The following is a 12,447-nucleotide window of genomic DNA, read 5'->3' on the forward strand; positions in this document are numbered from 1 at the left end:
AGTCGAGGGACCGGGCCGTCGGACGGAGCCGGACTCAGCTGTTGCCGTCGAACAGCGACGTGACCGAGCCGTCGTCGAAGACCTCACGGATCGCGCGGCCGATGAGGGGCGCGATCGAGAGGACCGTGAGCTGCGGGAAGCGCTTCTCCGCGGCGATCGGGAGCGTGTCGGTCACGACGACCTCGCTCGCACCGCACTCGGACAGGCGCTGGGCCGCCGGGTCGGACAGCACGCCGTGCGTCGCCGCGACGATGACCGACTTGGCACCTGCCGCGAGGCACACCTTGACGGCCTCTGCGATGGTGCCGCCCGTGTCGATCAGGTCGTCGACCAGGACGCAGTCGCGCCCCTCGACGTCACCGACGACGCGGTTGGCCACGGACTGGTTGGGGCGCGTGATGTCGCGCGTCTTGTGGACGAACGCGAGCGGGCCCCCGCCGAGCTTGGCGGCCCACTGCTCGGCCACGCGGATACGACCCGCGTCGGGCGAGACGACCGTGACGTTGGTCGTGTCGACGCGCGTGCGGACGTAGTCCGTGAGGATCGGCATGGCCCACAGGTGGTCCACCGGGCCGTCGAAGAAGCCCTGGGTCTGCGCGGCGTGCAGGTCGACGCTCATGAGGCGGTCGGCACCCGCGGTGCGGAAGAGGTCCGACATGAGACGGGCCGAGATGGGCTCGCGCCCACGGTGCTTCTTGTCCTGGCGACCGTAGCCGTAGAAGGGCTGGACGACCGTGATGGTCTTGGCCGAGGCGCGCTTGGCCGCGTCGACCATGAGCAGCTGCTCCATGATCCACTGGTTGATCGGCGCGGTGTGGCTCTGCAGGAGGAAGATGTCCGCGCCGCGGACGCTCTCCCCGAAGCGCACGTAGATCTCGCCGTTGGCGAAGTCGTACGCGGTCGTGGGGAGCAGGTCGATGCCCAGCTCCCGCGCGACGTCCTTGGCGAGCTCGGGGTGCGCGCGCCCGGAGGCGAGGACGAGGGACTTGTCCCCGGTGCCGGCGATCGTGCTGCTCATCGTGGGGAAGACCCTTCGTTCGTGCTGCTGGTCGTGGTGGTGGATCCGTCAGGGACGGTGGGGACGCCCGGGCTGGCAGGCACGGGGGTCGGTCGGGGGGCCGGGGGCGTCGCGGACGCCTCGGCGAGCTGCGCCTGGGCCTGGGCGCCCAGCGGCGGAGGTGTCTCGTCGTCGGTCTCGTGCGCGCGGGCCGCGGCCTCCGCAGCGGCCGTGCCGGGACGACGGCGGGCGACCCAGCCGTCGACGTTGCGCTGCGGTGCACCGCTCACGCCGAGCGCGCCGGCCGGCACGTCGCGACGGATCACGGAGCCGGCGGCCGTGTAGGCCCCGTCGCCCACCGTCACCGGGGCGACGAACATGTTGTCCGCGCCGGTCCGGGCGTGCGAACCGATGACCGTGCGGTGCTTGGAGACACCGTCGTAGTTGACCGTGATGCTCGCGGCGCCGATGTTGGTGTGCTCACCGATCGTCGCGTCGCCCACGTAGGACAGGTGCGGCACCTTGGAGCCGGTCCCGATCGTCGAGTTCTTGGTCTCGACGAACGTACCGATCTTGCCCTTCTCGCCCAGGATCGTGCCGGGGCGCAGGTAGGCGAAGGGGCCGACGCTCGCGCCGTCACCGATGACCGACAGGCTGCCGTGCGTGCGGACCACCGTGGCCCCCGCGCCGATCTCCATGTCCGTGAGCGTCGTGTCGGGGCCGATCGTCGAGCCCGCTCCGACCGTGGTCGCGCCGTGCAGCTGGGTGCCCGGCAGCAACGTCACGTCGTGCCCCAGGTCCACGTCGACGTCGACCCAGGTCGTGGCCGGGTCGATCACGGTCACGCCGTCGAGCATCCAGCGCGTGAGGATGCGCCGGTTGAGCTCGGCGCGCAGCGTCGCGAGCTGCGCGCGGTCGTTCGCGCCCTCGACGAGCAGCGGGTCGGCCACGCGCAGCGCGCCGACGCGTCCGCCGCCCTCGCGGGCGATCTGCAGGACGTCGGTCAGGTAGACCTCGCCCTGCGAGTTGTCCTGCGTGACCTGGCGCAGCGCGCCGCGCAGGATCCCGGCGTCGAACACGTAGACCGACGAGTTGATCTCGCGGATGGCGCGCTGCTCGGGGGTCGCGTCCTTGTGCTCGACGATGCTCAGCACGCCGCCCTGCGCGTCACGCACGATCCGGCCGTAGCCCGTGGCGTCGTCGACCTCGGTCGTCAGGACCGTGACCGCGTTGCCGCCCGAGTGGTGCTCGGCCAGCAGCTCGGAGAGCGTCGCGGCGTCCAGGAGCGGGATGTCGCCCGCGAGGACGACGACCGACCCCTCGAGCCCCTCGACCGGTCCGCGTCCCTCGTGCCCGATCGGCACGCCGTGGACCGCTGCCTCGGCCTGCGCCCGGACGTCGAGCGCCTCGACCGCGCACTGGACGGCTCGCCCGGTGCCGGGCACGTCGTCCTGGTCGACCACGAGAGCCGTCGGGACGACCTCGAGCGCGGCGGCGGCCACGAGGTCGCGCTCGTGTCGGACCACGACGGCGATCCGCTGCGGTGACAGGTCGCGCGCAGCGACCATCGCGTGGCCGAGCATGCTGCGCCCGGCGAGCGGGTGGAGCACCTTGGGGGTCGCGGACTTCATCCGCGTCCCGGCACCAGCGGCAAGGACGATGACTGCGGCTGGCACTGGCGGTGCGTCGGGCACAGCGTCGGTCACTGGGGCTCCCATCGGGTTGGTTGCACGAGCTCCGCCCCCAGGACTCGAACCTGGACTAAAGGCACCAAAAACCCTTGTGCTGCCGATTACACCAAGGCGGAACGGACCGGACACACGCGCACACCCGCGGGGCGACCCCCGACCGCGCGCGCCATCGCTCGTCCGTGGAACAGTCTGCCAGGTCCGACGCCGTGCTCCACGCCCGAACGGCACCTGAACGTGAGGAGAACGTGTGAGGAGGACGTCACTCCTGGGCCTCGCGTCCCTCCCGGCGCGGCGCGCGCCCCGACCACGCCGGCACGGGCACACCTCGCGAAAGGGGCAGGCACCCCCCGTGACGAGGCGAGCACGGCATGATGGACCCGTGGCAGCAGACTCCAGACGACCTCCCAGATCCCGCATGACGGCGAGCCAGCGCCGCGAACAGCTTCTGCAGGTGAGCCGCGTCCTGTTCGCCGAGAAGGGCTTCGAGGGCACGAGCGTCGAGGAGATCGCCGCGCGCGCCGAGGTGTCCAAGCCCGTCGTCTACGAGCACTTCGGGGGCAAGGAGGGCATCTACGCGGTCATCGTCGACCGCGAGATCCAGGGCCTGACCTCGGCGCTCACGGGCGCGCTGTCGTCCGGCGGGCATCCCAAGGTCCTGCTCGAGCGCACGGCGCTGGCCCTCCTGACGTACATCGAGACGTCGGAGGACGGCTTCCGCATCCTCGTGCGCGACTCGCCCGTCGCCCAGGCGACCGGGACGTTCTCGAGCCTCATCGGCGACGTCGCGACGCAGGTCGAGCACCTGCTCGCGGACCAGTTCAAGCGGCGCGGCCTGGACCCCCGGGTCTCCCCCATCTACGCGCAGATGCTCGTGGGCATGGTCGCCCTGACGGGCCAGTACTGGCTCGACGTCCGTAGCCCCAAGAAGGCCGACGTCGCGGCGCACCTGGTGAACCTCGCGTGGAACGGCCTGTCCGGCATGGAGAAGAAGCCCGCGCTCACGAGCAAGCCGCGCCCCGAGGACTGAGCGCGGCCTTGCGCTCCCCGGGCCTCTGCCCGGCCCCGCCACGAGGCGAAGCCCGTGACATTCCGCCCGTGACGGCTCGTGCCGTCCGTGGTTTCGTTGGTTCATGGCGACTCTCGAGATCGACAGGTTGAACAAGACCTACGGGACCGTGCGCGCCCTGCGCGACATGTCCTTCGCGGTGGGGGCCGGGGAGATCTTCGGTTTCGTCGGTTCGAACGGGGCGGGCAAGACGACGACCATGCGCATCGCGCTCGGGGTGCTCGCGCCCGACTCGGGCGAGGTCCGGTGGGACGGCCGCGCGCTCGACCTGGCCATGCGCCGTCGGATCGGCTACATGCCCGAGGAACGCGGGCTCTACCCCAAGATGAAGGTCGACGACCAGCTCGTCTACCTGGCCCGGCTGCACGGGCTGGGCACCGCCGCGGCCCGCTCCGCGATGGAGCACTGGACGCAGGTCCTGGGGATCGACGCGCGCCGCGGCGACGAGGTCCAGAAGCTCTCGCTCGGCAACCAGCAGCGCGTGCAGCTCGCCGCCGCGCTCGTGCACGACCCCGACATCCTGGTGCTCGACGAGCCCTTCTCCGGCCTGGACCCCGTCGCGGTCGACGTCATGAGCGGCGTCCTGCGCGACCGCGCCGCCGCCGGCGTGCCCGTCGTCTTCTCCTCGCACCAGCTCGACCTGGTCGAGCGGCTGTGCGACCGCGTGGGGATCGTCAAGGCGGGCGAGATGGTCGAGGTCGGCGGGATCGAGGAGCTGCGCGCGACGCAGCGCCCGCAGTGGGTCGTCGACGCCCCGGCCGCGCCACCCGGCTGGGCGTCCGAGCTCCCGGGTGTCCGTGTCCTGCGGTACGACGGCGCCAGGACCTTCGTCGAGGTCGACTCGCCGCAGGACGGGGCCGAGCAGGCGGTGCTGCGCGCCGCCCTGGCGACGGGGCCCGTGCGCGAGTTCACGCCGCAGCGCCCGTCGCTGACCGAGCTCTTCCGCCACGTCGTGAGCAGCGACGACGCCCCACCGTCCGGCGGGCCGGCCGACGACGACCCCACGACCCCCTCGACCCGGCAGGAGGTCTCGGCATGAGCGCCGTGCGACAGCCCCCAGCACACCAGCCCCACTCGCCCGTGAGCACGTGGGGCGCGGTCTCGCTCGTGGCCGGCCGGGAGATCTCGACACGCATCCGGTCCAAGGCGTTCGTCTGGACCACGGTCGCCCTGCTCGTGGGGGTGGTGCTCGGCGGCTTCCTGCTGAGCGTCGTGGGCGACCAGGGTCCTGCGGCCCAGAAGGTCGGCGTCACGTCGGGCGCCGAGGCCCTGGGCCCGCAGCTCGAGGCCGCGGGCGGCGCGGTCGGCACCGAGATCCAGGTCAGCCAGGTCTCGGAGACCGACGGCCGGGAGCAGGTCGCCGACGGCACGCTCGACGCGCTCGTGACCGGCACGCCCGAGTCCTTCACGGTCGTGGTCGAGGAGGAGCTCGGCACGACCCTGGCCCCCGTCTTCACCGGCCTGGCCCAGCAGGCCGCGCTCTCCGGTGCCATCACCGCCCTGGGCGGCGACCCGTCCGCCGTCGCGCAGGAGATCGCGTCCGCGGCCCCCACGGTCGAGGCGCTCGAACCTGCCGAGGAGCGGGACCCTGCCCAGGTCGTGACGGGCATGGTCGGCGGCATCCTCATCTTCATCGCGCTCATGACGTGCGGGCAGCTCGTGGCGCAGGGCGTCGTGGAGGAGAAGACGAGCCGCGTGGTCGAGCTGCTGCTCGCGACGATCCGCCCGTGGCAGCTCATGGCGGGCAAGGTCCTGGGCATCGGCGCGATCGGGCTGATCCAGCTCGTCGTGGTCGTCGGGGGCGGCGTCGGGACGGCGTTCGCCCTGGGGCTCGTCGACGCGAGCAGCGTGAACCTGGGCGCGACCGCGGCCTGGGTGCTCGTCTGGTTCGTGATCGGGTTCGTCATGTACTCGCTCGCACTGGCGGCGCTCGCGGCCCTGGTCTCGCGCCAGGAGGACGTGGGATCGGTCATCACCCCGGTCCTGATGCTCATGATGATCCCGTACATCATCGGGATCTCGATCGGCCCGTGGGACCCCGAGAACCCGCTGGTCGTGTGGCTGTCCTACGTCCCGTTCTGCTCGCCGCTGCTCATGCCCATCCGCATCGCGCTGGGCACGGTCGAGACGTGGGAGATCCTGCTCGCGGTCGGCCTGTCGCTGGCCCTCGTGCCGGTCCTGGTGTGGCTCGCGGGCAAGATCTACTCGAACGCGGTGCTCCGCACCGGGGGGCGGATCAAGCTCAGGGACGCCCTGCGCGCGAGCTGACAGGGGCCCGTGCGGGGGCGGGAGGCCCGTCAAGACTCTTGATGTCGAGGAATGTCGAGTAGCCTCACGTCATGCAGCACCCGCACCCGGACGAGGTCGACCGCATCGTCGACGCCTGGCAGCGCGAGCGTCCGGACCTGGACGTCGAGCCGCTCACCGTGTTCTCCCGCGTCAGCCGGCTGGCCCGGCACCTGGATCTCGCGCGCCGCAGCGCGTTCGCGCGCGGCCACCTGGAGACCTGGGAGTTCGACGTGCTGTCCGCGCTGCGCCGGGCGGGCGAGCCGTACCGCCTCTCGCCCGGCGCCCTCATCACGCAGACGCTCGTCACGAGCGGCACCATGACCAACCGGATCGACCGCCTCGAGGCCCGCGGCCTGGTGCAGCGGCACCGCTCCCCCGACGACCGCCGCGGCGTGCTCGTCGAGCTCACGCCCGAGGGCCTCGAGCGCGTCGACGCCGCCATGACGGACCTGCTGGCCGTCGAGCGCGAGGTCCTCGCGGCGCTCGAGCCCGCGGACCGGCTGGGCCTCGCGAACCTGCTGCGCACCGTCGTGGGTCAGTTCGAGGCGTGACCGCTTCCCGCTGAGCGATGGGCGAGGGGCGGGGCAGGCGTCAGTCAAGCAGCTCGGCCGCTTCCATCCACTCGGTCTCGAGCGTCTCCTTCTCGTCCGCGAGCTCCCGGAGCTGCTTGTCGAGGTCGAGGACCGCCGCGTGGTCGGTCGCCTGGGCAGCCATCTTGTCGTGCAGGCGCGCCTCGAGCTCGGCGATCTTGGACAGGCGACGCTCGATGCGACCGATCTCCTTCTTCGCTGCGCGCACGTCCGCTCCCGAGGGGGCGGGCTGGGCGTCCGTCGCGTCGCCCGTGCTCCCCGTGCCCGACGACGACGCACCGGTCTCGGAGGCGGTCGCCCCCGCACGGGTCCCGCCCGCACGCGACGACCCCGCTGACGCGGCGATCGCGGCCTTGCGCAGCGCGAGGTACTCCTCGACCCCGCCCGGCAGGTCGCGGATGGTCCCGTCGCCCAGGAGCGCGACCTCGCGGTCGCAGACCCGCTCGAGCAGGTAGCGGTCGTGCGAGACCACGATCAACGTCCCGGGCCAGCCGTCGAGGAGGTCCTCGATGGCTGCCAGGGTGTCGGTGTCGAGGTCGTTGGTGGGCTCGTCGAGCAGCAGCACGTTGGGCTCGCCGACAAGCAGGCGCAGGAGCTGCAGACGGCGGCGCTCGCCGCCCGACAGGTCACGGACCAGGGTCTGCGAACGCTCGCGCGTGAACCCGAGGCGCTCGACGAGCTGGGCCGCCGTGAGCTCCTTGCCGTCGACCGCGACCGTGCGCTTCTCCTGCTCGATGACCTCCACGACCCGCAGGCCGCCGATCTCGTCGAGCTCGTCGACGTCCTGGGTCAGCTCGGCGACGTGGATCGTCTTGCCGCGCTTGACCGTGCCCGCGGTCGGCGCCAGCCGCCCGGCCAGCAGGCGCAGGAGCGTCGTCTTGCCCGCGCCGTTGACCCCGACCACGCCGTAGCGGTCGCCCGGGCCGAGGCGCCACGTGACGTCGTCGAACAGGACCTTCTCCGCAGCGTCGGGATCCCCGTCGCGAGCCGGCATGCGGACCGTGACGTCCTCGAGGTCCAGCACGTCCTTGCCGAGGCGGCGCGTGGCCATGCGCGTGAGCTCGAGCGTGTCGCGCGGGTTCGGCTCGTCGGCGATGAGCGCCGCGGCCGCGTCGAGCCGGAACTTGGGCTTGGACGTGCGGGCGGGGGCCCCGCGGCGCAGCCAGGCCAGCTCCTTGCGGAGCAGGTTGTTGCGCTTCTCGGCCGTGACGGCGGCGGTCCGGGCCCGCTCGGCACGGGCCAGGACGTAGGCCGCGTACCCGCCCTCGTACCCCTCGACCGCTCCCGTCCCGTCGCCCGTGACCTCCCACATGCGCGTGCACACCGCGTCGAGGAACCAGCGGTCGTGCGTCACGACCACGAGCGCTCCTCGGGCACCGGGGCGCGCGTACCGCGCCTGCAGGTGCTCGGCGAGCCACGCGACGCCCTCGACGTCGAGGTGGTTGGTGGGCTCGTCGAGGAACAGCACGTCGTGGTCGGCGACCAGCAGGGCCGCCAACGCCACGCGCCGACGCTGCCCACCCGAGAGGGTGTTCGCCGGGGCGTCGAGGTCCAGGTCGCCGAGCAGGCCCGCGTGGACCGCACGGATGCCCGCGTCGCCCGCCCACGTGTGCTCGGCCGACTCGCCGTGGACCAGGTCGCGGATGCTCGTGCCCGCGGGCGACTCGTCGCGCTGGTCGAGCATGCCGATCCGCAGCCCGCCCACCCGGGTGACACGTCCGGCGTCGGGCACGGCGGTCCCCGCGAGGAGGCGCAGCAGCGTCGACTTCCCGGCCCCGTTGGGGCCGACGACGCCCACGCGGTCGCCGTCGTCGAGGCCCAGGCTCACGCCGTCGAGCAGGGTGCGGGTGCCGACGACGAGACGGATGTCGTCGGCGCCGAGGAGGTGTGCCATGAGTTCCTTCGAGAGGGAGAAGTGCCTTAGCGAGGATACGCGCCGGGCATCGGGTGCCGGGACCCCGGGGAGGGCTGCCCCGCACCGGCCCCCGCGAGCAGCGAGCCGCGGGCTCGGCCTGCACGTGCCGTCGACCGAGGTCCGCCTCCGGCCACGCGCCGCGCCCGGTCCGGCCGAGCGCGGACGGTCAGGAGGCCAGGACGCGCGCGCCCGACGTCGGGCCCGTGGCGCAGTGCACCGAGTCGGCGACGCCTGCGGCCGTCCAGGAGGCCGCGATCGCGAGCGCGTGCTGCCTGCTGCGGGCGAGCGCCGCGACCGTGGGGCCAGAGCCCGAGACGATCACGCCGAGCGCGCCCACCTCGTGAGCGACCTCGAGCGTCCGGCCGAGCTCGGGGGCCATGGCGAGCGCCGCCGGCTCCAGGTCGTTGTGCAGGGCGCGGCCCAGGCCCACGGGGTCGCCCGCGCGCAGGGCCTGCATGAGCTCGGTGTCGTCCGACAGCTCGACGTCGGGGGTCCCACCCACGACCTCGTCGAACGTCTGGAACACCTTGGCGGTCGACAGGCCCTCGTCCCGGACCGCGAACGCCCAGTGGAACTCCCCCCGGGCCATCGCGGGCGTCAGCAGGTGCCCCCGCCCGGTCCCGACGGCCGTGTGACCCACGAGCCCGAACGGGACGTCCGAGCCGAGCCCGGCCGCGAGGTCGGACAGCTCGGCCCGCGACAGACCCGTCTCCCACAGCAGGTCGCACGCCACGAGCGCGGCCGCGGCGTCGGCCGAGCCGCCCGCCATGCCGCCCGCGACGGGCACGCCCTTGTGGATGTGCAGCCGGACGTCGGCGTCCACGCCCGTGTAGCGCGCCAGGGACTCCGCGGCCCGCCACGCCAGGTTCGTCTCGTCGACCGGCACGCGCTCGGCCTGCGCCCCCGAGACCGTCAACGACAGGCCGGCGCCGGGGGTCTCGAGCGTCGCCGTGACCTCCTCGACGAGCGAGACCGCCTGGAAGATCGTCACGAGAGGGTGATACCCGTCCTCCTGGCGTGCCCCGACGCGCAGCGACAGGTTGACCTTCCCGGGCGCCCGGACCCGGACGGAGACCGGAGGCGCGGCGGACAGGTGGGGGCTCACGCGTCCACTGTGCCAGGTCGTTCCGGGTGCTCGCCTGCGGAAGCGGCCGCCTCGGCCTGCACGAGCGGGAGCTGCTCCGCGATGCGCGCGAACTCCTCGACCGTGAGCCGCTCGCCGCGCGCCGTCGGGTCGACGCCCGCACGCTCGAGGGCCTCGACCGCAGCAGCCGACGAGCCCGCGATCCCCGCGAGGGCCGAACGGAGCATCTTGCGGCGCTGGGCGAAGGCCGCGTCGACGACCGCGAAGACCTCCTCGCGCGTCGCCGTCGTGGCCGGGGGCTCGCGGCGGTCGAGCGCCACGAGCGCGGAGTCCACGTTCGGCACGGGCCAGAACACGCTGCGCCCCACGGTCCCGGCACGGTGGGCCGAGGCGTACCAGGCGGCCTTGACCGACGGCACGCCGTACGTGCGGCTCCCGGGCGGGGCGGCGAGCCGGTCCGCGACCTCGGCCTGGACCATGACCAGGACACGCTCGAGCGAGTCGAAGCGCTCGAGGAAGGTCAGCAGGACGGGGACGGCCACGTTGTAGGGCAGGTTCGCGACGAGCGCCGTGGGCGCCTCGCCCGGGAGCTCGGTGACCTCGAGCGCGTCCGCGGCCACGACCGTCAGGCGGTCTGCGGCGTCGGGCTGGTGCACGGCCACGGTCGCGGCGAGCTGCTGCGCGAGGGGCGGGTCGATCTCGACCGCGACGACGCTCGCGCCCACCTCGAGCAGGCCCAGGGTGAGCGAGCCCAGGCCCGGCCCGACCTCGACCACCCGGTCCCCCGCGCCGATCCCCGCGGTCCGGACGATCTTGCGGACCGTCCCGCCGTCGTGCACGAAGTTCTGTCCGAGCGTCTTGGTGGGCCGCACGCCCAGACGCCCTGCCAGGTCGCGGATCTGTGCCGGACCGAGCAGGGCGTTGGGGGTGTCGTTCATGCGGGGAAGCCTACCGGTTGGACCGGTGCAGGCCGCCGCGAGCGGTGCTCGACGGCCTGCACCGGTCCCGCCGGCGAGCGGTGCTCGGCGGCTCGGTACCGACGTCCGCCTGCGCGAGCTCAGTACCAGTTGCTCGCCTGCGAGTGGGACCACGCGGCGCACGGGGTGCCGTAGCTGCCCGCGATGTAGTTGAGGCCCCAGGTGATCTGGGTCGCGGGGTTGGTCCGCCAGTCGGCCCCGGCGCTCGCCATCTTGGAGGCGGGCAGGGACTGCGGGATCCCGTACGCGCCCGACGACGGGTTGGTCGCCGACGAGTTCCAGTTGCTCTCCTTGGTCCAGAGCTTGTCGAGGCACGCGAACTGCTCGCCGCCCCAGCCGCGGGCCGCGACGAGCTGGCGCCCGATCTCGCGTGCCGACCCGGCCGCTGCCGGGCCGCTCGGCCGCTCCTTGGTGCCCTGCACCACGATCTTGGCGACGGGCTCGGACGTGACGCCGTCCGAGACGACCTCGCGGGACTCCTCGACGCCGTCGACCGTGGTCACGCGCTCGACGAGCGTGTGCACGCCCTCGACGCCCTCCTGGGCGACCGTCGGGGCCTCGTCCTCGTAGACGTTCGCGTCCTCCTGGACGGTGGTCTCGAACGGGATCGGGGTCGTGGTCGGCAGGTCCGTGACGACCACGCGGTGGACGACGAGGGACACCGCGGGGTCTGCCGACGCGTCGCGGGCCACCGAGACGCGGTCGTGCTCGCCCAGGACGATGCCCTGCTGCTCGAGGATCGCGTCCACGCCGATCGACCCGTCCGGGGCCGTCCGGGTCACGCCGTCGGCGACGACGTTGACGGGCCCGTCCGCGTCGAGGCGCACCGGGAGCTCGGCGCGGCCGTCGGCCGCCGAGCGCGAGGCCACGAGGCGCACGTCGCCGCCGCGCGCCGCGAGCGTCTCGAGCGCCTCGTCGGCGTCGAGCGCGGTGAGCCACACGTCGCTCTGGGCGCCGTCGGTCTGCACGGTCACCTGCCGTCCGTAGCGCACGACGACGTCGGCACCGTTCTTCAGGGGCGCGTCGGCCGCGGGAGCGACCAGGTCGCGGTCGGTCACGCGCACACCCTCCTCGGCGAGGAGGCCCTCGACCGATCCTGCGTACGTGCTGACCGAGGTGATCTGGCCGTCGACGTCGAGCTCGACGGTCTTCTTGGCGCTGCCGTAGGCGACCGCTCCGGTCGCGACGAGCGCGACGGCCGTCGCACCGGCGATCAGGGGCCAGCGGCGGCGCTTGGTGGCTGTGGGGGCGGAGGCCTGTGCCTCGACGCCGGCAGGCGAGGTGTCCTCGGGGGCCGTGGTGTCGGAAGGTGTGAGAGGAGCGGGGTGCGCGCTGCGCGCACCGGCGGTGCGGAAGGGGTTCTTCACTCGGGTCCAGTCGTCGTGCTGTCCGGGCACGGGGGGTCGAGGCGCGCACTGCGGCGCTGCCCTGGTCCGCGCACGGCGCGAGGCGACGGGGTCGCTCCAGGGGCTCGACCAGCCGATCCGGCGGTCCAGGGTGTCGGGTCCTGGGCTGTGCAGCCTGCCGACACGGCGCCCGCGCTCGATCACACCAAGGCGACTTCTGCACGCGGGACACTCGACCGTAACCGACTCGTTATCGATCACCAAGTCGGTCCCGTTCGCCCGCGATCCACGTCACAGGACGATCCGGGCGCACCCGGACAGACCCGACGTCGCACCCGGCGCAGGTCTCTCGCCCCCACGAACCTCACGCACGGGCACCGCGCCGGCACGGGAGAGGGGTGTGGCCCACGGGTCCTGGAACAGCGTGCTGTCGAACTCGGCGCGGCGATCCGGCGCGGACACGAGGTCGTCGGCCTGGCACAAGACGACGAC

General features: G+C 73.3%; 11 protein-coding genes and 1 tRNA gene. 4 read left to right on the top strand and 8 right to left on the bottom strand.

Features of this window, described 5'->3' with window-relative positions:
* Positions 1-34: 34 nt before the first annotated feature.
* The 3 genes from ACFWFR_RS11890 to ACFWFR_RS11900 form a co-directional block, all read right to left on the bottom strand.
* The gene (locus ACFWFR_RS11890) at positions 35-1,018 is read right to left on the bottom strand and encodes a ribose-phosphate diphosphokinase (protein ID WP_191800433.1); all 984 of its coding nucleotides are present in this window, start codon (positions 1,016-1,018) and stop codon (positions 35-37) included.
* A complete protein-coding gene (gene glmU, locus ACFWFR_RS11895) occupies positions 1,015-2,715 on the bottom strand; it encodes a bifunctional UDP-N-acetylglucosamine diphosphorylase/glucosamine-1-phosphate N-acetyltransferase GlmU (RefSeq protein ID WP_377623108.1) in 1,701 nt (566 codons plus the stop codon). The genes ACFWFR_RS11890 and glmU overlap by 4 nt, the downstream gene beginning before the upstream one ends.
* Positions 2,716-2,732: 17 nt before the next feature.
* Positions 2,733-2,804 (bottom strand) — tRNA-Gln (locus ACFWFR_RS11900).
* Positions 2,805-3,103: 299 nt separating this feature from the next.
* On the opposite strand from ACFWFR_RS11900, the gene ACFWFR_RS11905 reads away from it, so the two are divergent.
* The 4 genes from ACFWFR_RS11905 to ACFWFR_RS11920 all read left to right on the top strand — a co-directional run bounded on the left by ACFWFR_RS11905 (position 3,104) and on the right by ACFWFR_RS11920 (position 6,594).
* Positions 3,104-3,715 carry a TetR/AcrR family transcriptional regulator gene (locus tag ACFWFR_RS11905; protein ID WP_191800620.1) on the top strand — a complete coding sequence of 204 codons (612 nt, stop codon included), beginning with the start codon at positions 3,104-3,106 and terminating at the stop codon, positions 3,713-3,715.
* Between the two features lie 103 nt (positions 3,716-3,818).
* The gene (locus tag ACFWFR_RS11910; RefSeq protein WP_377623109.1) at positions 3,819-4,793 is read left to right on the top strand and encodes an ABC transporter ATP-binding protein; all 975 of its coding nucleotides are present in this window, start codon (positions 3,819-3,821) and stop codon (positions 4,791-4,793) included.
* On the top strand, positions 4,790-6,022 hold the full coding sequence (locus ACFWFR_RS11915) for an ABC transporter permease (RefSeq protein WP_377623110.1): 1,233 nt from the start codon (positions 4,790-4,792) through the stop codon (positions 6,020-6,022). The genes ACFWFR_RS11910 and ACFWFR_RS11915 overlap by 4 nt, the downstream gene beginning before the upstream one ends.
* A gap of 71 nt (positions 6,023-6,093) precedes the next feature.
* A complete protein-coding gene (locus ACFWFR_RS11920; protein WP_191800441.1) occupies positions 6,094-6,594 on the top strand; it encodes a MarR family winged helix-turn-helix transcriptional regulator in 501 nt (166 codons plus the stop codon).
* A gap of 40 nt (positions 6,595-6,634) precedes the next feature.
* Here the strand turns inward: ACFWFR_RS11920 and ACFWFR_RS11925 are convergent, their stop codons facing one another.
* The 5 genes from ACFWFR_RS11925 to ACFWFR_RS11945 all read right to left on the bottom strand — a co-directional run.
* Positions 6,635-8,527 (bottom strand): ABC-F family ATP-binding cassette domain-containing protein, encoded by a 1,893-nt coding sequence (locus ACFWFR_RS11925; protein WP_377623111.1) that lies wholly within the window; start codon positions 8,525-8,527, stop codon positions 6,635-6,637.
* 187 nt (positions 8,528-8,714) lie between these two features.
* On the bottom strand, positions 8,715-9,653 hold the full coding sequence (locus ACFWFR_RS11930) for a 4-(cytidine 5'-diphospho)-2-C-methyl-D-erythritol kinase (protein ID WP_191800445.1): 939 nt from the start codon (positions 9,651-9,653) through the stop codon (positions 8,715-8,717).
* Positions 9,650-10,570 (bottom strand): 16S rRNA (adenine(1518)-N(6)/adenine(1519)-N(6))-dimethyltransferase RsmA, encoded by a 921-nt coding sequence (gene rsmA, locus ACFWFR_RS11935; protein WP_377619093.1) that lies wholly within the window; start codon positions 10,568-10,570, stop codon positions 9,650-9,652. Before rsmA ends, ACFWFR_RS11930 begins: the two co-directional genes overlap by 4 nt.
* 119 nt (positions 10,571-10,689) lie before the next feature.
* Positions 10,690-11,976, bottom strand: coding sequence for a ubiquitin-like domain-containing protein (locus tag ACFWFR_RS11940; protein WP_377623112.1), 1,287 nt, complete (start codon positions 11,974-11,976; stop codon positions 10,690-10,692).
* A 270-nt stretch (positions 11,977-12,246) separates the two neighbouring features.
* A partial coding sequence (locus ACFWFR_RS11945; protein WP_377623113.1) for a hypothetical protein occupies positions 12,247-12,447 on the bottom strand: 201 nt, incomplete at its 5' end.

Origin of the sequence: Oerskovia sp. NPDC060287, from assembly GCF_042726775.1 — a bacterium.
GTDB classification, from domain to species: Bacteria; Actinomycetota; Actinomycetes; order Actinomycetales; family Cellulomonadaceae; genus Oerskovia; species Oerskovia merdavium.

Excerpts from the sequence above, each read along its gene's own strand:
- ACFWFR_RS11905 (WP_191800620.1), top strand. The coding sequence starts at position 3,104 with ATGACGGCGAGCCAGCGCCGCGAACAGCTTCTGCAGGTGAGCCGCGTC.
- ACFWFR_RS11925 (WP_377623111.1), bottom strand. The coding sequence starts at position 8,527 with ATGGCACACCTCCTCGGCGCCGACGACATCCGTCTCGTCGTCGGCACC.
- ACFWFR_RS11915 (WP_377623110.1), top strand. The coding sequence starts at position 4,790 with ATGAGCGCCGTGCGACAGCCCCCAGCACACCAGCCCCACTCGCCCGTG.
- rsmA (WP_377619093.1), bottom strand. The coding sequence starts at position 10,570 with ATGAACGACACCCCCAACGCCCTGCTCGGTCCGGCACAGATCCGCGAC.
- ACFWFR_RS11910 (WP_377623109.1), top strand. The coding sequence starts at position 3,819 with ATGGCGACTCTCGAGATCGACAGGTTGAACAAGACCTACGGGACCGTG.
- ACFWFR_RS11920 (WP_191800441.1), top strand. The coding sequence starts at position 6,094 with ATGCAGCACCCGCACCCGGACGAGGTCGACCGCATCGTCGACGCCTGG.
- glmU (WP_377623108.1), bottom strand. The coding sequence starts at position 2,715 with ATGGGAGCCCCAGTGACCGACGCTGTGCCCGACGCACCGCCAGTGCCA.
- ACFWFR_RS11890 (WP_191800433.1), bottom strand. The coding sequence starts at position 1,018 with ATGAGCAGCACGATCGCCGGCACCGGGGACAAGTCCCTCGTCCTCGCC.